This is a genomic window from Fluoribacter dumoffii NY 23 (assembly GCF_000236165.1).
In the GTDB taxonomy this organism is placed as follows: Bacteria; Pseudomonadota; Gammaproteobacteria; order Legionellales; family Legionellaceae; genus Legionella; species Legionella dumoffii.
In genome coordinates this window covers 1,764,948-1,786,285 of the sequence record NZ_CM001373.1, presented here as the reverse complement: position 1 = coordinate 1,786,285, position 21,338 = coordinate 1,764,948, and the positions used below count along the sequence as shown (strand labels likewise).

The window sequence follows — 21,338 nt, the reverse complement described above, 5'->3', positions numbered from 1 at the left end:
AATTTAGGTTGGGTTTGCAAGAGGTAATCTATAGCCCAACCTGATAAGCCCAAAATTGCAATTACTTGTAATTGCAATAATCAAAGCGATAAACAATACCTACATCACCCATTTGAGCCTGGTATTTTTCCACGTGATCGGCATCGCTGGTTGCCAAATAACGATAGGAAGCATTCAGTGCCCAATTTTCTTCAAAGTTAAAAGTGAGCCCGGCAGTTCCTTGATAGGCAAATACGCCCTTTTTGACATCCACGAAAGTTCCTCCAATAGGCCCAGTATCTGTAATCTTGGTATGCACATAGGCATAACCAATACCCGCACCTATGAAGGGATAAATCGTTGGGAGGATGCCATCAGAAAAATCAAAATAAATATTACCCATTCCGACATTGGCGTTGGTTTTCCTTTCTAATTCAAGTAAGCCGAAGTCAAATTCCTTGTTTTCAGGTTGAATATAAGTGTATTCCACTTCAAAGCGAACAGGATTGGCTTGATAACCCAGGCGAAGTCCGGCGTTGAATCCATCGGAGGAAAGGGTTTCAGAAAAGGTCAGGCCCAAGATGGTTTTGGACACTTTCTCGGATAAATGGGCATAACCACCAAATATACTGGAATACCAACCGTTCACGGGAGTTGCTGCTGCAGCTATACCACTTGCTAGTAAACTAGCAGAAAAAAATACAAATTTCATAACATCCCTTCGTTTTTATTATTTTTTTTGTCGAATCATGTTAACGTGTTACTTTAAATTTGCAAGTATGCAAAATGTAAATTTTTTTGAAAAAGAAATATTTAGATGGTTTGCTACTCAAGATATTTTTTTATTTTTTTAGGATGTTCTATACAATTAATGACGTATTCCTCAATGCGCCTCCTGTCGCATGTAGGCTTTCATTTTCAGGGCCCAGTAATACCTAGTGGCAGGATCAGAAACAAAGACTATACTTCCCAAGGGATATCTTTAGACTTCCGAGAAATAAAATACCATAGTGCAAAACCCATATTAAGCGGCTGTGCAAGGTTCTCAAGCTAAAACGAATCAATTTATCTTTTTGGAAGAGGCTAGTCCAAACTCCTGAACTAATGGAAAGTGATGATCTTTGGAGTGTAATTATTATAATTTATCGTGGTGTTGAAAATTAAACATGTCTATATTATGAGATCAATTTAGCATAATAATTTTCCACTTGTATAAAATTAACATTAATGCAATGATAAATTTTGCATCATGAAAAGGAGTTTCAAAAAATGCCCAAAAAAAAACCAATGGAAGTATCGAAAGAATTTATTGAGCAAGTATTGGCTATAATTGCGAATGAGACAAAAGAAGGGCGCGAGAAGATTGTGGCCATTGCTCGCAGAGCGGAAAATAAATATGAACTTCCAGTGAGGTCATGGATAACCGGTTGGATCTATCAATACACCAGAACTCGTGGGGAAAAAGTAGATCAATCCATAAATGTAATGGAAAACTTTCCTGATGCATATACGCGGTTGCAAGAATTTAAGCTGATGATCAGTGAAGGTGAATGGAATGCTGGCTCCTATAATTATTATCTCTTTCTTGAGTTAATCGCTGCGGTCCCCGATTACCAGCCTTTAGATGAATCTATTATGCCTGTATTTATTACGGAGCTTAAGGAGCAAGTACTCAAACAAATTAATAGCTTCATGGCCCAATATAAAGCGGTATTGGAGGATGTAAAGGTCAGGGAAATGGAGCGTCAGGCTGCGCGCGAAAATGCCCGTCAATTACTTGAAAATGTAGTGGTTTTTAATAATCTTGAAGCTGCGAAAGCATCTTTATCCAAACGTCCGGATAAAACTACCTTTACTCTGAGTTATAAAAATAGCCAATGGCAACTTTTTTGGGTGGATGCCACTGGCGAGGTTTATCCATTAACTCCAGGCGAAGAGTTGGCACAGAAACTGGAAACGTTAAATGATCCGGATATAGAAAAATTAAATCCAGTGCATTTAAGAAGGATTAAAGGGGGCTGCCTCAAATCAAGAGAGCAATATCTTACCAAGGTTCAGGTTCATATTAATCCACACAATATCAATACTCATGTTGAACTGAGCAATGATGATCTTGTCGCAAAAGGAATTACATCAGCTTTTGTTGTACGTTTTAAGGAGAAAGTTGCGCGCCTTTGGTGGATAAATAGTATAGGAGTGGCCAATGAAATTTCTTTAACTGATCATCCTCGGTTGACTTCCTGGTTGGCTTCTCATCAAGATTCATATAGTGAAGCGGACATTATGCAGTTAAAGGCATTTTTATTGCAATTAAATACAGCACAGTCAATTGCCACCTCTAAACTTGAAAAAATGAATACCATGTTGTCTAAGGTATTGGGAAAGAAAGACAAACAGTTTTTAATGGAGAAGAACCATTCAGAACCGGTCGATGCAGTTCAGGCACCTGGGAAACTTGATCCCAAGGGATTTGCCTTTCTTGAAGAGCATATGAAAACTCGTGTGGAGAAAATGGCTCCCAAGAAGCTTTCTCACAAGGAAGAAGCTTCTGAACCTTCAGAACCATTACCACCTTTGGAAGAAACTGTCGCTGAGCTGCAGCAACAAAAGTTAAGTCCAAAGAGATATGAGGCTCTCTCACAATTACCAACTTTTTGGGAACGTCGTAAAATAGTAATGGAACAATTGGTGCAGGATGAAATCCGCCCCTTGACACCTCCCTAAGCTTAGCCCGGGTGTAACGCAGGTGAAACCCGGGAGTTCACACATGTTCAAAACAATAGATTAAAAACCGTTCGTGATCGGATATCGCCAGTCTTTACCAAAAGCAGTAGGGCTTATTTTTATTCCTGGTGCAGCTTGACGGCGTTTGTATTCATTGCGTTTGATTAATTGAATCACTCTAGCTACAGTTTCTGGGGCATAACCTTGCTGAATTATTTCTTCTGGAGATAAGTATTTTTCCATATAGGCAACGATAATCCCATCAAGCGTGGGATAGTCAGGTAAACTGTCTTGATCAGTCTGATCGGGTCTCAATTCAGCTGATGGAGGACGAGTGAGTACACGGGTAGGAATGATTTCTGAAAGACTGTTTCGATGATGAGCCAGGGCATAAACCTGCGTTTTAAGTACATCTTTTAATACAGCAAACCCTCCAGCCATGTCTCCATATAAGGTTGCATAGCCTACGGCAGTTTCACTCTTGTTCGAAGTGGTGAGGACCATTTTACCCGTCTTGTTGGACAAAGCCATAATCAACAATCCGCGAATCCGCGCCTGAATGTTTTCTTCTGTGCTGTCTGGTGTTAATCCTTTAAACTCGGAAGCAAGGGTAGTCATTAACGCATTAAAGGCGGGTTCAATGGATAAGATGGAATACGATACCTTCAGCTTTTCGATTTGGATTAAAGCATCCTCGTTGCTCATTGAGGCCGTATAACGTGAGGGCATAAGCACAGCATGTACCCGCTCTGCACCCAATGCATCGGCCGCTACAGCCAACGTTAATGCAGAATCAACCCCTCCAGAAAGTCCGACCAAGACGCCTGGGAAATGATTTTTAGTGACATAATCCCGAGTACCGCAAACCAATGATTTATAGATTAACGGTTCAAAATCAAGAAGGGGGGAAACCTCTCCTCTGACCTGGTGAGCCTCGATTACAACGGTGCGTAAATCCTCTTCAAATGCAGGAGACCGTGCACATACGTTAGCGTGTGAATCAATTGCTAATGATTGCCCATCAAATAAGAGTTCATCCTGTCCCCCGATTTGATTCACATAAATAATTGCAATACCGCATTTTGCATAAGATTTTAAGAGTGACTCTCTTTTTTGATACTTGGTGTAGTCAAATGGAGATGCATTTAGGATGAGTAGCAGCGAAATTCCATTTTCAATTAAATCTTCTGCAGGTCCTGGATGCCATAAATCTTCACAAATAATCACTCCTACTTTACTGTGATTTACTTCCAGGATACACGGATTTTTTTTTCCGGGAGTAAAATAACGTGCCTCATCAAAAATTTCATAGTTTGGTAAATTTTGTTTGTGATATTCTGCAATTTTTTGACCCTGGTAAAAAATGCTCACGCTGTTGTACAGTCGTTGTTTCTCAAGGCTTGGATGCCCTACAAGGACGTAGCAATCTTTTGTTGCCTCTTGAATTTGTTTTAAGTTTTCACTAACTGCTTGTTGAAACTCTTTGCGAAAGAGCAAATCCTCTGGGGGGTAACCGGTCAAAGCGAGTTCGGGGAAGAGTATAATATTGTGTTCAGCCTGTTTGTTTTTTATAACATCAATGATTTTATCCCTGTTGGATACCAAAGCGCCGACAGTTGGATTAATTTGTGCCATAAGCACAGTAAGCTTATTTTGCATGATATATACTCTATAAAGAAAAACCCTAAATGCAATAAACAGGTTCTGCGGACAATTTTACTAATAGTTAAAAACGATGAGATTTATTGCTCTGAAACCCATGGATCGCAGTGGATTCGCGCTCTAAAAGCTCATCATTTTGTCTTAATCCGGTGAATTGTCAACAGCCCTTAATGCAAAGAATTTTTAATTTTAAAGATAAAAATGTTAATTAATTTAAAAATTGACTAAAATAAACCCTTTGTCCAGAAAAAAGCACATCTATGTTAAATGAAGCACTCTCAAAAATGCCAGAAGTCTTTGAGTCCAAAATATTGTTGCGAGGCCAAGAATATTTTGAAAATGGACATGTGCTCAATATTCGTTTCAGTGATGGATTATTAAAAGGTAGGGTAAAAGGCAGTTCAAGCCAGATTTATGATGTACATATGGATCTGAAAGCCTGGCCCAAAAAATTGGCTCACTGCACCTGTAGTTATCAATATAATTGCAAACATGCTGCAGCATGTTTGTTGGCTCTGCGTGACCGCGAAAAAGGAAACTTGGCTTCTCTAGCGGGTGATAAATTAGACAGAAGACTCGATAGCTGGTTGAAGAATTTGCGTGCCCAGGAAGCCGCAGTAGTGAAAGTACCTGAGGTTACGCATCACCTGGTTTATCTTTTAGAACTGAGGCTTGAGGGCCATGAACATCGGGTCGCGATTAAGTTGGCGCTAGCCAAATTATTAAAGCGCGGCGGCTATGGAAAAATGGTCACTTTTAACAGTCTTTCCGATTCCAAAAAGCAGCACTTTATCGGTGATGACAATGATCTGGTGGCACTCCTCCTGTTTAAATGTGGCGTTTCAGGCTGGTTTGATACCCTAATCATACGCAACAGCGAATTATTAGAGCGAATTATTGCCACAGGAAGGGCTTTTTTAAGTCAAAACCAGGAGGATCCCATTCACTTGGGTGAGCCTATAGAAGGTTCCTGTGAATGGGTCCTGTCTCATAACGGCAGTCAAAACTTATTATTGATGCATGAAGAGAAGGCCCTCAAGCCGTTGTTACTGGATGACAGTTGGTATATAAATTATTCAGAACCCCAAATGGGACGTATCATAACTACTTATCCAATAAAACAGTTGGGATCTCTATTGGAAGCACCCCCAATTCCAATGGAGCAGGCCAAATTATTGGCAAATAAAATGGCGAAAACATGTCCGGAGTTTCCAGTGCCGCAAGTCTTTGAACAGCGGGAAGTCCGGAATGTAATGCCCATGCCTGTAATTGTTTTGGACGCTATTAGTGAATTCGACGAAGACTCCTCTGGACTTTATGATCCTGAAGAGGAATTGCATGTTTTATTTACCGCACGCATTGTTTTTGATTATGCAGGACTTATGATTGCAGGTTCTGAAGTATGTGACACCGTTGTTTGTCAGCAGGACAAAGTGTTAATTGAATACAGACGCCATAAGGATTTTGAGAGATCAAAATGGGATGAAGTACAGGAAATCCTTGAATTAAGAGTCCCCAGGGCATGGGAAAATGAACAATGGGAAAAAGTAAAGCAGGCTGATTTCGTATTAGAGAATATTAATGTCCTGGCAGATTTGGAATTTCTCTACAGCCAATTAATACCTGAGTTGGAAAGTCGGGGCTGGCGGGTTGAGCGTGTTAGTTCTTTATATCAGGAGGTAATTCGAGCTGATGAAGTAGAATGGTATTCTGATCTTTCTGAAAGTACAACCGATTTCTTTTCCTATCAATTGGGTATTTTGGTAGAAGGGAAACCCGTGAGCATTGTGCCTTTGGTTGCAGATTTAATTCAGCGTTACCGAGGTAATGATTTGGATAATCTACCTGACACCCAGTTCGTTAAATTGCCGTTGCATGATGGACGTGCCTTGCAGTTGGAAATGGGGCGAATTAAGCCTTTAGTCCGATTGTTGCTGCAGTTTGGAATGCGCCATATTGAGGAAACACAACAGGTTCGCATCAACAAATACGAAGTTATTTTAATGCGTGAAGCCGAATTGGCGATAGCGGCAACCAAAACACGATGGCAAGGAGCTGAAACGTTAAGGGAGCAAATAAAAAAACTGTCTCATTTAACCCATATTCCGGAAATACCCATACCTGGTGGTTTACACGCTCACTTAAGGGACTATCAGCGGTTAGGTTTAAATTGGTTGCAATTTTTAAGAGAAAGCCATTTTAGCGGGATTCTGGCAGATGATATGGGATTAGGTAAAACCGTCCAGACTTTAGCTCATTTGCAGTGTGAAAAAGAACAGGATCGTGTTAAAGCTGCCACTTTGATCGTCGCACCTACCAGTCTTGTGGGAAATTGGAAGGCTGAAGCCGAACGTTTTACACCGCAGTTAAAGGTTTTAATTTATCATGGCTCCGAACGTCATCAGGATAACTTTGATGATTATGATATCGTGGTTTCAACTTATGGACTCATCCACCGGGATAAAGAAAAATTTATTAACTATTCTTTTTATTATTTGATTTTGGATGAAGCGCAATTTATTAAAAATGCACGTACCAAAACCACGCAAATTATTCAACAATTAAAAGCAATGCACCGATTGTGTCTGACCGGTACTCCTTTGGAAAACCACTTGGGTGAATTATGGTCTTTATTTCATTTTCTGATGCCCGGATTACTGGGCGATGCAAAGCAATTCAGATTATGGTTCAGAACCCCGATTGAAAAATATGCAGATTTGAACAGGCGGGAAGTATTAATAAAAAGAGTACAGCCTTTTATATTAAGAAGAACCAAAAATCAGGTGGTGCGGGAATTACCGCCCAAAACAGAAATGATGCGCACTATAGAAATAATAGGCCCCCAACGTGATCTCTATGAAGCCATACGGATGAGTATGGAGAAAAAAGTACGTGATGCGATTGCAAAGCAGGGTCTAGGTAAAAGCCATATCCTGCTTCTGGATGCATTACTGAAGTTACGCCAGGTGTGTTGTGATCCCAGACTTTTGTCTTTGCCGGAAGCATCGATTGCGCATGGAACTTCTGCAAAACTCGAAGCGTTAATGGATTTATTGGATAACCTGGTAGGGGAAGGAAGAAAGGTTTTGGTGTTTTCGCAATTTACTTCCATGCTGCAATTAATTGAAGAGGAATTGCAGTCACGAAATTATGATTATTTAAAGTTAACAGGGCAAACAGTTCACAGACAAGCCATGGTAGAAAAATTTCAGGAAGGGAAGACCCCAGTTTTCCTTATCAGCTTGAAAGCAGGTGGCACCGGCCTGAACCTGACTCGCGCTGATACAGTGATTCATTATGATCCATGGTGGAATCCTGCAGTTGAAGATCAGGCCACTGATCGAAGTCATCGAATCGGTCAGGAAAATCCTGTTTTTGTTTATAAGCTCATTACCTCAGGCACTGTAGAGGAAGCGATTTTAAGCATGCAAGAGAAAAAAAGACAATTGGTTGAAGGCGTTCTATCTGCTGACTCCACGAGAGCAATGAGTTTAAGTGAAGAAGATATCGAACAATTTTTTATGCCCCTGGCGGCTTTATAATTGTTTCGTTTAGTAGTCGATGTGGAACAGGATGGCGATTAGACCCCGGGACAGATTTTTATATATATTTTGCTGCCATATTCCATGCTCAAAGCGGGGTGCGTTATTTTTTTAAAAAAATATATTCATTAAAACTGGCATAGTTTTGAATCATGGCATAAGCTATAAATGATTGTAAACATGGAGAAAATTATGAACTTATGGAAGCTCGCCTGTGGTTTTTTTGTTGCTGTTTTTTATTTACCTGCAGCACTAGCCGCATCTCAAGCACCTGTAGGTAAATGGGTCACGATTGATGATAAAACTGGTAAAAAGAGAGCAGTGGTTACTATTAGTGAGTCCGGTGGACAGCTAAGCGCTGTTATCAATAAGATATTTCCCCAACCTGGCGATACTGGAATTTGTCAGAAGTGTCCTGGCAGTTTCAAAGGTAAAAAAATCCAGGGATTGCAATTTATGTGGGGCTTAAAGAACGAAGGAGATAATGAATGGGGCGGCGGCTCTATTTTAGATCCAAAGTCAGGTAAGGTCTATCGTGCAAAACTCACAGTCGAGGGTAATAAACTCCTAGTCAGAGGCTATGTGGGTATTTCTTTACTCGGCCGTACTCAAGTTTGGCAAAAACAATAGCCATCAGTATAAATTATCCCGAACAAAAGCTGTTCGGGATGACATCTTCTCAAAAGCACATTACAATATCCTGTCCAAAATAGTCCTTGTGTCACTAACATGTATGATCTGCAAAATTCCAAGAAATCGGTTGATCCTTTAAAACGTCCCCCTCATTCGGTAGAGGCGGAGCAATCCATTATTGGTGGATTAATGTTGGACAACCAGGTTTGGGACAAAGTCAGCAATAAATTATGTGAAGCAGATTTTTACCGTACAGAGCACCGAATTCTGTTTCGCGCCATTTCTGCTTTAGCCAAAAAAGACCAACCTTTTGATGTGGTCACGTTGCTTGATGCACTCAAGTCTCATAATGAACTGGATGACGCAGGCGGTGAGGCCTATTTGTTTGAGCTGGCTAATAATACCCCCAGTGTGGCTAACGTTTCTGCTTATGCAGACATCGTTCGGGAAAAATCAGTTCAGAGACAACTTATTTATGTAGCTACTGAAATTGCTGATTCAGCATATAATCCCGGAGGCAGACAAGTTCCAGAATTGCTTGATATGGCAGAAACCAAAGTTTTTGCTATTGGAGAGCAAACTGCTGGGGATGGTGGTCCGGAAAATATAAAATCAATTTTGGTGCGTGCGGTAGAAAAAATTGATGCCCTCTATCATAACGGCGATGCAATTACCGGGCTTGCTACGGGTTTGTCTGATTTGGATGAAATGACCTCAGGCTTACAACCTTCCGATTTAATCATTGTCGCCGGGCGTCCTTCCATGGGTAAAACTACATTGGTCATGAATATGGCCGAGCATGCGGCAATAAAATCCGGAAAGCCTGTGCTTGTTTTTTCTATGGAAATGCCCGCAGATTCTCTGGCAATGAGGATGATGTCTTCTTTGGGACGTATTGATCAACATAAGATTAGAACAGGTAAACTGGATGATGACGATTGGCCTCGCGTCACTTCCGCGGTGCATATGCTTTCTGAAGCTCCTTTATTTATTGATGACACTCCGGCCTTAAGTCCAGGGGAAATGCGTGCTCGGGCAAGAAGATTGGCCAAAGAGCATGGTAACATAGGCCTGATTGTTGTGGATTACCTGCAATTAATGAAAGTACCTGGATTTAATGCAGACAACAGGACTGCAGAAATATCTGAAATTTCCCGAAGCCTCAAATCACTTGCAAAAGAGTTACAGGCTCCTGTAATTGCTTTATCCCAGTTGAACCGAAGTCTGGAGCAACGTGCAGATAAACGACCCGTTATGTCTGACTTGCGGGAGTCTGGCGCGATTGAGCAAGATGCCGATTTGATTTGTTTTATTTACCGGGATGAGGTTTATAATGAGGACAGCCCTGATAAGGGTACAGCAGAAATTATCATCGCAAAACAAAGGAATGGTCCTATAGGTAAAGTGCGTGTAGCCTTTATTGGTAAATACACACGTTTTGAAGATTTAGCTTTTAATGGTTATCAAGGGGTAGATTAAGGTGTCAAGACCTACCAAATTGGTGATAGAGCCTAATGCTTTACACCATAATTTAGCACAAATCCGACGTTTTGCTCCAGGTAAAAAAATTATTGCCATGGTCAAGGCAAATGCGTATGGTTGTGGTGTGCATGTGGTAGCGCCAATATTGGAAGGACACGTAGATGCTTTTGGTGTGGCTTGCATTGAAGAAGCCCTGGTTCTTCGGAAGATAGGAATTCGTACGCATTGCATTCTCTTCCAGGGTATATTCAGTCCGGATGAATTCAGGACGGTGGCCCAGCACCATTTTGGTTGTGTTCTCCATCAGCCTTATCAAGTTCAATGGCTTTTAAATACTCCCTTGGATACTCCTATTAAAATATGGGTTAAAGTAAATACGGGTATGCATCGCCTGGGTTTTAAAACCCATGAACTGCAAGGGGTAATGGATGCATTGAAAAATTGTCCCTGGGTGGATCAGAATATCGGTTTAATGACCCATTTAGCCTGTGCTGATGAGCCAGAACGCATAGAAAACCACCAGCAAATTGCTTTATTTGAAAGTATTTCTATCCCCGGGTTTAGTCAACGCAGTATCGCAAATTCAGCAGCCATTATTTCTTTTCCTCAAACCCATGCGGATGTTGTTAGACCAGGCATTATGCTTTATGGTGTATCCCCTTTTCCCAATCAGACAGCCCTTGATTTGGGTTTGCTTCCTGTAATGCGGTTTGTTTCTGCAATCAGCGCGGTCCACCACAACCCACCCTTGGCCCAAGTGGGTTATAGCGGTATTTGGAAAAGTGAAAAGCCCTCAATTATAGGTATAGTTGCTGCAGGTTATGGTGATGGTTATCCTCGGCATATTGCTGCAAATACCCCCGTTTGGGTCCAAGGTAAAGAGGTTCCTATTGTAGGGCGGGTTTCCATGGATATGCTTGCTGTAGACTTAACCAATCACCCTGACGTAAAACCCGGAGCCCCTGTAGAACTTTGGGGTACACATGTTTTAGTTGAGCAAATCGCAAAAGCTGCAGGAACTTCTGGTTACGAACTATTATGCCAGATTTCCGAACGCGTACGTCACGTTTAATTGCAATCACCAGTTACCGCTCCAAGCTTTTTTCACTGAATTTTCCGGGTCCGGGATATAGATTTTTCAAGCTATGGATAATAACTGAACGTGGTGTTAGAATAGAAACCGATTTTTATAACCTTTTAATTGGTGATATGTTATGAAAAAAATAGCTGTTGCATCATTGTCTTTATTATTGGTTGGTTGTGCATCAATGAATAATCAAGATGTAGGTACAATCTCAGGTGGAGTTATTGGCGGATTAATTGGAAGCCAATTTGGGGGTGGCCCAGCAGCTAAACTGGCTGCAACAGCAGGGGGAGCTATAGCTGGTGCTTATTTGGGCGGCCAAATTGGCAAGTACATGGATAAAGTAGATAGAATGGAAATGCAACGTGCTCTGGAAACTGCACCCACTGGTAAAGCAGTACATTGGTCTAACCCGGACACTGGAAATAGCTATACAGTACAACCCACTCGAACTTATTATCGTGAGCATTTGCCCTGTCGTGAATACCTCACCAAGGCAATTATTGATGGAAGGCCACAAACTCTGCGGGGCAGCGCTTGTCGTCAGCCTGACGGTACTTGGCACGTCGTAAACTAAAAGCACTATCTCTTTTCTTAACGTCTGGGTCACAGCGGCAGCGTGACCCAGGCATTCTGTTTGTCTTTATTTAATTTTTTCGACCTTTGTCTTATCGCAGCACACACATGTGCAGCAACTAAATAAATTGTACAACCAGGCTATAATCACGCCAGTGATGAAGGCATCAATAAACCCAATAACACCCCCCAATAAACTTCCTTTAATGGAAGGGGCATATCCAGGGTATAAAGAACCTACTGCGATTACAAAAGAATGTCCGTAAGTATAGAAATATGCGAGTAATCCCAGTACCAAAATGGATACTCCCCAAAGTACACCCAATGCAAGGCCTAGAGCCATGGGGCTTAATTTGCAACCGTTCATACAGTCTCTCCTAATTAGCATCCTATAAAGGTGTGTACGGTAAAGCGGGGCCAAAGCCGGGAAATTCATTGATTAAACCTGAGTTTTGCTGCACGGCGCTTCAGGCTATACCATGAAATAACTGTAACACCTTTATCTAAAAGTATAGTTTATGTCATTAATTTATTAATAATTTTTCACAAATTGAAAAATATAAATTTTCTAATAAACATAAATCGTGCAAAGAGACTTGCTCATTTACCTGATGGATGGTGGCGTTAACCGGACCAAGTTCTACCACTTCAACGCCATAGGGTGCGATGAAGCGGCCATCTGATGTGCCGCCACTTGTAGAGAGTTCCGGGGAGTTGCCGGTAAGTTCGATGATTGCTTCTCTGCAACTGTTTAACAGTGGCCCATGGGCAGTTAAGAAAGGTTCGCCACTAAGACGCCATTCAATATGGGGATTCAGATCGTACTTTTGAAATGTAGTAGTCACTTTTTCTTTTAACAAGCCATGGGTTTGTTCTGTGGAGTACCTGAAGTTTAAATGTAATGACAATTCTCCCGGAATGATATTGGAAGCCTCGCCACCGGAGTGAAGGTGGGTAATTTGCATGGATGTTGGGGGAAAATGGTGGTTCCCCTGATCCCAGAGTGTAGTAGTCAATTCTGCCAGGGCAGGGCTGATTTTGTGAATTGGATTGTCCGCCAAGTGCGGGTAGGCGACATGTCCTTGCTTTCCATGTACGGTTATTTTTGCACTTAAAGAACCCCGTCTGCCAATTTTAAGCACATCGCCAATTTCTTGAGTACTGGAAGGTTCACCCACAATGCAATAATCAATATGAATACCCTGATTTTTCAAAAGTTGCATGACATAGGGCGTCCCTAAATCATAATCATTACCTTCTTCACCACTGGTAATAAGAAATCCCAACCTTCCATTAAATTTGGGGTAAGTTGTGGTAAAACGTTGAGCCATAAGCAGCATGCACGCCAGACTTCCTTTCATATCGGCAACACCGCGTCCGAAGAGGATTCCATTCTTATTTTCAAGTACGAAAGGGTTGCTGGACCATTTTTTTAAATCGCCCACAGGAACTACATCAGTATGACCCGCAAAAACCAGTAAAGGGCCTGATTCACCATACGATGCAAAAAAGTTGGAGACAGGTCCTTTATTCATCCTTTGACACATAAATCCGGCCTGCTCCAGAAATTCAATCATAAATTCCTGACAGCCGGCATCTTCGGGTGTAATTGAGGGAAAACTGACCAGTTGGGTCAAGACTTCTTGTAATTCCCTAAAAAGTGACGGTGTTACCGATTCAGTCATGCTAACCTGCTCTCAATAATTCATTAATACTAACTTTTGCCCGGGTTTTTTCATCTACCTGCTTCACAATAACTGCACAGTATAAACTGTAACTTTTATCTTCGCTGGGTAGGCTTCCTGCGACTACTACGGAGCCAGCTGGGATTCGGCCGTAGGTAATTTCTCCCGTAAGGCGGTTATATATTTTAGTACTTTGCCCCAAGTATACACCCATGGATAAGACGGAGTTGCGTTCAACAATTACTCCTTCAACTACCTCCGAGCGGGCCCCAATAAAGCAATTGTCTTCAATTATTGTTGGATTAGCTTGTAAGGGTTCCAGAACACCTCCAATACCTACTCCACCTGAAAGATGCACGTTTTTACCAATTTGCGCGCAGGAGCCCACAGTAGCCCAAGTATCAACCATGACTCCTTCATCAATATATGCGCCAATGTTGACATAAGAAGGCATTAAGACGCAATTTTTTGCTATGTATGCGCCTTTGCGGACCATGGCATGCGGTACTACCCGTACCCCAGTTTGTTTAAACTGTTCATCAGTGTAATTATTGTATTTGAGCGGTACTTTGTCATAGAACTGACAAAAACCTGAATCAATAATCTGATTGGGGTAGAGTTTAAAAGATAAAAGAACTGCTTTTTTTATCCACTGATGAACCACCCACTGCTCATTTATTTTTTCTGCAACCCGATATTGGCCGTTATCAAGGCATGAAAGGACTTCATTCACAGCAGTGATTAGTTCGGGGGATGCCGTATCTATGGATAGTGTCTGACGTTGTTCAAAAGCGCTTTCAATTATAGATTGTAAATTATGCATCTGTTTTTCCTGTTTTATGGGAGCCGGATGGCTCATTGCGCACACCGGCTGCGATTTACCCGTCAATATGCAAGGGCATATTCCAAATCAGCTTGTAAGTCGTTTACGTGTTCTATGCCTACCGAGAGCCGAATAAATCCATCTTCTATTCCCAAGGCTTTGCGTTTTTCCGGAGGTATGGAGGCATGGGTCATAATCGCTGGGTGCTCAATCAAGCTTTCTACTCCACCCAGACTTTCAGCCAAGGTAAACAATTCGCACCGGGAAAGAAAACGTTTGGCTGCCTCAATGCCCCCGTCAATTACCATGGAAATCATTCCTCCAAACCCATGCATTTGTTCTTTAGCCAAATTATGTTGAGGATGGCTCGTAAGACCTGGATAGATTACTTTTTTTACCCTGGATTGACTACTCAACCAATGCGCCAAATGGTTTGCATTATCGCAATGTCGTTCCATACGCAATGAAAGAGTTTTTAAACTTCTTAAAACCAAAAAACTATCAAAGGGACCCGCAATGCCGCCGCAAGAGTTTTGCAGGAAGGCAATTTTGTCAGCCAAATTGGGGTTATCACCAACAACTACTACGCCACTGACTACGTCTGAATGGCCATTGAGGTATTTGGTTGCTGAATGAAGGACTATGTCAAAGCCGAGTTCGATCGGTCGTTGAATCCAGGGGGTTGCAAAAGTATTGTCTGCCACTGAAATGAGGTTATGGCGTTTGGCTATGGCTGCGATCTCACTTAAATTAGCTAATTTCAGCATCGGATTTGATGGTGTTTCCACCCAGAGCATGCGCGTTTTAGGAGTAATTGCTGCTTCAATATTGCGGGCATCCGTCATATCAACAAAAGAAAAGGATAAGCCGGAGGTTCTTGTTTTTACCTTATCAAATAAACGGAATGTGCCTCCATAAAGATCATCCATGGCAACGACATGATCACCTGCATCCAATAAATCCACAATAGTGTTTATGGCAGCCATTCCGGAGGCAAAAGCAAAACCGCGCTGACCTGATTCCAAACTGGCAATACACCCTTCATAGGCGTCACGAGTGGGATTGTGCGTACGCGAGTATTCATAGCCCAGATGTTCACCTGGTGCAATTTGTTTGTAGGTAGAGGTGGCATAAATAGGAGTCATTACTGCTCCAGTGCTAGGACATGGTTTTTGACCTGCATGAATGGCTCGGGTTTCAAAGTGATTTTTTTTCATTGGACTATCCTTAAGGGCTGTATAATTTTATGTCGGTATCCCAGGGGACTCTTTTTAAACCCTGCTGAGAGGTGAGCTGCCCGATAAAGTGCTCAAACCTACGTATACTTTGCGTGTTCATTCCGGTTCTGCTTCGTGCTTTTTCATGCATACACCCACCTTGGCTCTGGAAAGAAGTCTATTTACGGGAGAGTATCTTTTCAGCACGGATTATGTAGGATATTCTAGTGGGGGTTCTATGTATAGGCAAGTTCTACTTTACAAGTTGTCGTCAGGGCACAATGCCTGAATTTTAGTGTGAAATAATTTGTTAGGCAGCCGTGGAACCTGCGGGATCCGGAATAAAGAACCCATTCATTTGATGGCAATGAGAATCGCGGTGAAGTTTGTACTTCAGGGGCATTTTGATAATGAAATTTGATCTTCAGGCTTTCTTTTCAACAAAATACGCACAATGGATTATTATTGCTTTTATTTCACTGTTTACTCTGTTAATTATTGCTGAGTTCGCGACATTATTTTCTCCTGTAAAGATAGAAGCAGAACCTGAAACCAGCAAAGAGGTTCTGGTTGCTTCCCAGCAGAATTCTTTCGATGCCCTTTTACATACTTCTCTTTTTGGGGTGTATGTTTCCAATAATTTATCGAGCATCAAAAAATCCATGTTGAATGTGACTTTGGTAGGAATTTTATTTGCTCATAAGCTCAACGATTCCCAGGTAATCATTCGCTCTGCCACCGGAGAGGAAAAAACTTATAAATTAGGCGATGCTATCCCGGGAGGAGCTGTGATCAAACGGATTATGGCTAACGGGATATTGGTTGAGCGTAATGGGACGTTGGAGAGTTTAAGTTTACCTAAAAATGAATTAATCTTTGAATCAGTAGCTAAGCCTTTGAAAGGGGAATAAAAATTTATGGGACGTTTATTTAACCTGTCAATTGTTGTAATTTTAATTTTTGTTCTCTCAGGATGTGCTGTTCGGAGTGCAATCAATTTGCGTGAAGGAATTAACAGTTTCAGGGTTGAAGATTATCGCAAGGCGTTTATTCGTTTAAAGCCGGAAGCAGAAAGAGGACAACCAGATGCTCAATATGCTGTCGGTTATATGTATTACTACGGCAAAGGGGTGGTAGAGGATAGGAAGAAAGCCTGGTTTTGGATCAATGCCGCTGCAAATTTAGGTCAACCTGATGCGAAAGTGGCAGTGCAAATTCTGGCCAGTGGTGGTTCTTTAAGTTAAAAAATTTATGCCCGGGATTGGCATCAGATATCTCAATGCGGGGTTATACTCTAAAATTTATGAACCACTGACGTGTGTATTCGTGTGTTGGCATCTTCGCGAGCAGAGGCAGTTGGCATGGTGGCCGCAGATTGGAAAAAAGGATAAGTGGTCTTTTTTAATTCTGGTTTTTTTTCCTGTTCTAATTTAAGTTGCTCAAGCACATTGGCCGTTAACTGAGTACCTTGAAAATAGAGCCTTTTAATCGATTGAATAAAATGATGTTGATTTTTTGGCTGATAAAACTCAACTAATTCATTTTTTAATTTCTGTAAATAACAGCTGGCGTTTCCATAATACTGACGGCCCTTTAATAAATAACATTGGTCGATTATACAACACATTGCGGCAAAGAGTTCTACCTGATTTTTGATGATTCTGGATGGATTTAAGCAAATCTGGTCCACTAAATTATTGATTAATGCCACTGAAATAATTTGTTCTTCATAACTCAGAGAATCTGATTTCCTCGCATTTTCAAGGAGAATATCTAACCATTCTTCTGTATCATAAAAATTTGCCAAATAAATTTGCGATATCTGAATGAAACAATCAATCGTATCTGATGCATCCATGCTAAGACGCGTTTGTTCTAATTCATCAGCGCCATCGAAATCACTTATAGAGGATCGGGTACTGCAAAAATGTCCGAAACTATCTCTGCTTTCAAGAATTATATTAGTTGCTGTTTCAATTGATTTTGCCTTTTCCGGATCAAAGTTAACAAAGTACAGCTCCTCTGGATTAGAAAGCATATACGGATGTTTGACTACTTGTGGTTCTATAAGATTTGCCCGTGTCAGCATGTTCTTTAACAATGCGCCATTAACAAAATGCTGCTGCTTTATTTCTTCCAATACTTGGCTGCAGTTACTGCTGATGTATGCCCCAATGCGTAAATCCACATGATTGATAAAATCGATTAATGCGTTTTGTTGTAGTTCTTTAAATACTTCCTCGTCAAAAAATTCCGTGGAACATAGGCCAAATACCTTTCCGCATTGGGCTTGGTCCGTATGAAGAAGTCCAAATTTTTGCAAACTTTCATGGATAATTAATGAAAGCGCACCTTCTTTAACTAAATTCTGCACATCAGGGTCCAAATGCAAATTTTTATATAAGGTAGTAGTTGTATCAATGACCACCGTCAGCGGTTTTTTTCGTCCACGATGGATAACTTCCTCTTTAATCAGACAATTAATATCAATCCCGGGAATCAACCCTTTCTCCATGACCATGGGGCCGCTACATAGGACAAAAATATCTGCATCAGATGACTTCGATTCTTTTGTAAGGAAATCAAATTCATAATAGTTGGTACCAAATATTTTAATTTTTGGTTTTTTATGAGTTTTGGTTTTCATTTTTTGGGCTAAATGCATGGCGATGACGTAGGCATTTGTTCCAGACATTGCCAGGGAAGCAAAAAAAGTAGTAGCTGTTAATTGCTCCTGTTTTAAACCCAACGCGTGTAACAAACCTTTTTGTGTTTCTTGCGAAAAGCGGGAAAAATCATCTCTTAAAGCACCCATATTTTTGGGATTTAATAAAGAGAGGCTAATTTCATGGACAATCGTGTAAAGGCAGAAAGCGAATTGAGAATAATTATTTCCATAAAAAAGACAGGTTAAATGAAGCATTCTCGAGATGCGTTGAATCGCATGTTCATTCAATTCAGGAAGTTCAGTTAAAAGTTGCTTTACGGCCAGTGCCAGTTTATTGGTTGCATGCTTGGGGCTTTTAGCAATTAAAAGAAGTTTATTAAATAGTTTACTTTTTAATAATGCCTCCTTGGTTGTCGGAAAGCAGCTTCCGGAGGGAATTTTTTCTGGTTCAACCAGGGGGTAGGGCGGATTTTTAACATTAATTGCAATTTCCCAGGGGCTGGCGATTAAACCACAAATACTCAGTATGCTTTTCATTTCATCAGACCTGTAATAACCTTGGGGAACCGCAACTAAGGCAATGGAATGCTTGGGATCTTTGATAATTCTAGGCTGGTTTTTTGTTTTTTGTACTTTGGGAAAATAGCGTTTTATTATTTCTTCAAGAGGAGTATTTTCGAGCAGGGTAACCGGAACATATTCATAGAGTGCACGGCATACTCCATCAATGTTGAACGAATCAAGTAAACAGTCCAATAAGGTTCCAGATAAATCATCATCCCGATGATATCGCGCGCCGGCATAAATATAGGGATTATTAATACGGTTCGCAAAGGGTGTTCTTATCTCGGCTACATGCCTGCCAAATAAAATATTGGCAGGGACGCGTTGTGCTTCTGCTTCGTCCATCAAGGATAAATACGATTTATAAGGATTGGATCTTATTTTTTGTTTCAATTTAGAGGCGCGGTAAGCACCCTGGATTATTCTTGCAGCTCTATTTTCTATGAAATTTTGTTGTTTATCAGAAAGTGCTTCTTCAGTTTTTCGCTCTTTTTCCCTGGCTGGGGGAGTGGATGGCGAGATTCCTTTTTCTTTAATAAAATGAATTAAATGATTAAGATGTGGATTAGACTGAATAAATTCTTTCATTTATACGGAGTGTTCATTAAAAAAGCCATTATAACCCTTGCGACTTAAATAAACAGGTTGTAATAGGAAGATAATATTTTGGTAGTCGGTTTTGCGAGACCTAAAGAGCTTATTTGCGCTTTGGTGAACCATTGGCCTTGTTTTTCAGCTAATTGCTTGCCTAAGGATTTAGTTTTGATACTCCACGCGTTTATTTCCAAGTGAAAATGGCTAAAGCGATGTTTAAAGGCAACTAACTGTTGGGGTGCTTCACCGTAGAGATCATAGTTCAAACGTATAAAATCAAGGGGGCAATCTCCCTCATCCAAACTGGGCAAACACCATAAACCGCCCCACAATCCTGTAGGCGCTCTTTTTTCCAGATAGATGGCACCTCCTTCATTGTATAAAACCAGGAATTGTTGTTGGTGGACAGGTACAGGCTTTTTTACTTTTTTTGTAGGATATAAATGCTGTTCTTTATACTTAAATGCAAGGCAGCTGCTTTGTAGGGGGCAATTGGAACAATTGGGATTTTTGGAAGTACAACAAAGTGCACCTAAATCCATAATTGCCTGCGTGTAATCTGCGCAGTGTTCTTTTGGCATACACAAATCAGCCAATTCCCAAAGTGTTTTTTTTACTTGTGCTTGCTCGGGATACCCTTTTATCCTAAAAAAACGAGTTAGGACTCGTTTTACATTGCCATCAAGAATGGCAACAGGTTGATTGAAAGCCTGAGACATTATGGCAGCAGCTGTAGATGGGCCAATACCGGGTAATTCTTTTAGTAATTGATAATTGTCCGGGATAATTCCCGCATGGTCTCGCATTACTCGTTTAGCCGTCTCGTGCAGATTTCTTGCACGGCTGTAATACCCAAGTCCTGACCATAAAGAAAGTACCTCATCCTCATTGGCTTGAGCTAAATCACTCAAGTTTGGAAAACGTTGCATAAACCGATTAAAGTAAGGAATAACCGTTTGTACTTGAGTTTGCTGGAGCATTATTTCAGAAATCCAAACCTTATAGGGTGTGCGTGGTAGTTGCCAAGGCAGATTATTCCTTCCATAAAGAGAAAACCACTGCAGTAAAGGTTTACTAAATTGCGCAAGCAAAATTTTATTATCCACTGTTACCATTCTATGATTCTTTATTAAGGGGGCCTACTGTAAAAAAAGTAAGGACTGAGGTCAATCATTGAAAAAAATTAAAAACGATTCGCGAAGTGACGATATATAGTCTATCGTTTTAAAGAGGGGCCTGTTGTACTCAGGATGAGTTAAATCAAGCTGAATCATTTTGCTAAAGATTGTCGCGAATGCACTGAATGTATTGATGCGAAATGTGGATTTTTATCCAAAAATCAAGAAGAAGCGCAGAGCAAAAATACGAACAAGCCAATGCATTAGGTGAACGCTGTAAATCTGTTGGTGAGGATTTAGATGAAATCAAGGAGAGAGATATGCGCCATAGCCAACACGAAATAGTGATACTAAAACCGACGGCTGTTTTTTCATCATTTCTTACTTCACAATTACCCGATGTCAAATTACCGGATCTTAGGTTACTCCAAATTGATAATACTGCTTATGCCCTGCGAAAACAAAAAACCGATGAAGAGACTTTAAATGAAATAGAAAAATATTTTTCAAAAATGTTTCGGCATGAAATAAGCCGTTGGTTGGGAGATAAGGCGCGTCATGAAATAGAAAACAATTTTCTTGATTTTCTTTGCTGTTTTAAATTTGAATTACATAATCATATTTTATTACTGGAACCTTCTATAGAAGCAAGCCATCAATTATTACTCATTAAACCGCGATTAGCTTTACTAAACTGGATCAAGGAAAGTTTGGAGAATCAGGATGATCTCGTTGAGGTTATTGAAAAAGTAGAGCTGTCGCATTTAGAAGAAAATGCCACTGCTCTTGTTAAAAATTTTTCAAATTTGACTGAGATAAAACCCTTCATAAAGGAAAACTATGCGTCAATTTTTTCAGCCACTATGAGCCGAATGTCGAGCCAACCCGAACAGTGGCCAGCCCTCGATTCTTTGCAAGATTTTAATCGCTATTTTGCAATTGAAATACATACGCAATTGATTCATATGTTTTAATACAAGGAGTTGA

General features: G+C 40.7%; 17 protein-coding genes. 9 read left to right on the top strand and 8 right to left on the bottom strand.

Annotation, left to right across the window (positions count from 1 at the left end):
* Window positions 1-61 precede the first annotated feature (61 nt).
* Window positions 62-691: an outer membrane protein gene (locus KYQ_RS08055; RefSeq protein WP_010653084.1), complete on the bottom strand. Its 630-nt coding sequence runs from the start codon at window positions 689-691 to the stop codon at window positions 62-64.
* Window positions 692-1,248: 557 nt separating this feature from the next.
* On the opposite strand from KYQ_RS08055, the gene KYQ_RS08050 reads away from it, so the two are divergent.
* A complete protein-coding gene (locus tag KYQ_RS08050) occupies window positions 1,249-2,703 on the top strand; it encodes a hypothetical protein (RefSeq protein ID WP_019349844.1) in 1,455 nt (484 codons plus the stop codon).
* 60 nt (window positions 2,704-2,763) lie between these two features.
* Here KYQ_RS08050 and KYQ_RS08045 read toward each other — a convergent pair whose 3' ends face one another.
* Window positions 2,764-4,362, bottom strand: a complete 1,599-nt coding sequence (locus KYQ_RS08045; protein WP_019349843.1) for an NAD+ synthase — start codon at window positions 4,360-4,362, stop codon at window positions 2,764-2,766.
* Between the two features lie 263 nt (window positions 4,363-4,625).
* Between KYQ_RS08045 and KYQ_RS08040 the strand changes: the two genes are divergently transcribed.
* The 5 genes from KYQ_RS08040 to KYQ_RS08020 all read left to right on the top strand — a co-directional run bounded on the left by KYQ_RS08040 (window position 4,626) and on the right by KYQ_RS08020 (window position 11,683).
* Window positions 4,626-7,907, top strand: coding sequence for a DEAD/DEAH box helicase (locus tag KYQ_RS08040; RefSeq protein WP_019349842.1), 3,282 nt, complete (start codon window positions 4,626-4,628; stop codon window positions 7,905-7,907).
* Between the two features lie 192 nt (window positions 7,908-8,099).
* Complete coding sequence (locus KYQ_RS08035) at window positions 8,100-8,537, top strand: DUF2147 domain-containing protein (protein ID WP_010653088.1); 438 nt, start codon at window positions 8,100-8,102, stop codon at window positions 8,535-8,537.
* Window positions 8,538-8,636: 99 nt separating this feature from the next.
* A complete protein-coding gene (gene dnaB / locus KYQ_RS08030; RefSeq protein WP_010653089.1) occupies window positions 8,637-10,019 on the top strand; it encodes a replicative DNA helicase in 1,383 nt (460 codons plus the stop codon).
* A gap of 1 nt (window position 10,020) precedes the next feature.
* On the top strand, window positions 10,021-11,094 hold the full coding sequence (gene alr / locus KYQ_RS08025; RefSeq protein WP_010653090.1) for an alanine racemase: 1,074 nt from the start codon (window positions 10,021-10,023) through the stop codon (window positions 11,092-11,094).
* Between the two features lie 142 nt (window positions 11,095-11,236).
* Complete coding sequence (locus tag KYQ_RS08020; protein ID WP_010653091.1) at window positions 11,237-11,683, top strand: RT0821/Lpp0805 family surface protein; 447 nt, start codon at window positions 11,237-11,239, stop codon at window positions 11,681-11,683.
* A 66-nt stretch (window positions 11,684-11,749) separates the two neighbouring features.
* Here the strand turns inward: KYQ_RS08020 and KYQ_RS08015 are convergent, their stop codons facing one another.
* The 4 genes from KYQ_RS08015 to KYQ_RS08000 all read right to left on the bottom strand — a co-directional run bounded on the left by KYQ_RS08015 (window position 11,750) and on the right by KYQ_RS08000 (window position 15,407).
* Entirely contained in the window at window positions 11,750-12,049 is a 300-nt protein-coding gene (locus KYQ_RS08015; protein ID WP_010653092.1) for a bacteriophage holin, read from the bottom strand.
* A 157-nt stretch (window positions 12,050-12,206) separates the two neighbouring features.
* Window positions 12,207-13,367, bottom strand: a complete 1,161-nt coding sequence (gene dapE / locus KYQ_RS08010) for a succinyl-diaminopimelate desuccinylase (RefSeq protein WP_010653093.1) — start codon at window positions 13,365-13,367, stop codon at window positions 12,207-12,209.
* A gap of 1 nt (window position 13,368) precedes the next feature.
* The gene (gene dapD, locus KYQ_RS08005; protein ID WP_010653094.1) at window positions 13,369-14,190 is read right to left on the bottom strand and encodes a 2,3,4,5-tetrahydropyridine-2,6-dicarboxylate N-succinyltransferase; all 822 of its coding nucleotides are present in this window, start codon (window positions 14,188-14,190) and stop codon (window positions 13,369-13,371) included.
* Between the two features lie 62 nt (window positions 14,191-14,252).
* A complete protein-coding gene (locus tag KYQ_RS08000; RefSeq protein WP_010653095.1) occupies window positions 14,253-15,407 on the bottom strand; it encodes a trans-sulfuration enzyme family protein in 1,155 nt (384 codons plus the stop codon).
* 410 nt (window positions 15,408-15,817) lie between these two features.
* On the opposite strand from KYQ_RS08000, the gene KYQ_RS07990 reads away from it, so the two are divergent.
* Together KYQ_RS07990 and KYQ_RS07985 are read left to right on the top strand one after the other, a co-directional pair.
* Window positions 15,818-16,318: a type II secretion system protein N gene (locus tag KYQ_RS07990; RefSeq protein ID WP_019349840.1), complete on the top strand. Its 501-nt coding sequence runs from the start codon at window positions 15,818-15,820 to the stop codon at window positions 16,316-16,318.
* A gap of 6 nt (window positions 16,319-16,324) precedes the next feature.
* Window positions 16,325-16,651: a tetratricopeptide repeat protein gene (locus KYQ_RS07985; RefSeq protein WP_010653097.1), complete on the top strand. Its 327-nt coding sequence runs from the start codon at window positions 16,325-16,327 to the stop codon at window positions 16,649-16,651.
* A 50-nt stretch (window positions 16,652-16,701) separates the two neighbouring features.
* On the opposite strand, the gene KYQ_RS07980 is transcribed toward KYQ_RS07985, so the two are convergent.
* Both KYQ_RS07980 and mutY read right to left on the bottom strand, forming a co-directional pair.
* Window positions 16,702-19,227: a hypothetical protein gene (locus KYQ_RS07980; RefSeq protein ID WP_019349839.1), complete on the bottom strand. Its 2,526-nt coding sequence runs from the start codon at window positions 19,225-19,227 to the stop codon at window positions 16,702-16,704.
* A gap of 44 nt (window positions 19,228-19,271) precedes the next feature.
* Window positions 19,272-20,339, bottom strand: a complete 1,068-nt coding sequence (mutY, locus tag KYQ_RS07975; RefSeq protein WP_029489014.1) for an A/G-specific adenine glycosylase — start codon at window positions 20,337-20,339, stop codon at window positions 19,272-19,274.
* A gap of 332 nt (window positions 20,340-20,671) precedes the next feature.
* Between mutY and KYQ_RS07970 the strand changes: the two genes are divergently transcribed.
* Window positions 20,672-21,325 (top strand): hypothetical protein, encoded by a 654-nt coding sequence (locus KYQ_RS07970; protein ID WP_010653100.1) that lies wholly within the window; start codon window positions 20,672-20,674, stop codon window positions 21,323-21,325.
* Window positions 21,326-21,338: the final 13 nt, after the last annotated feature.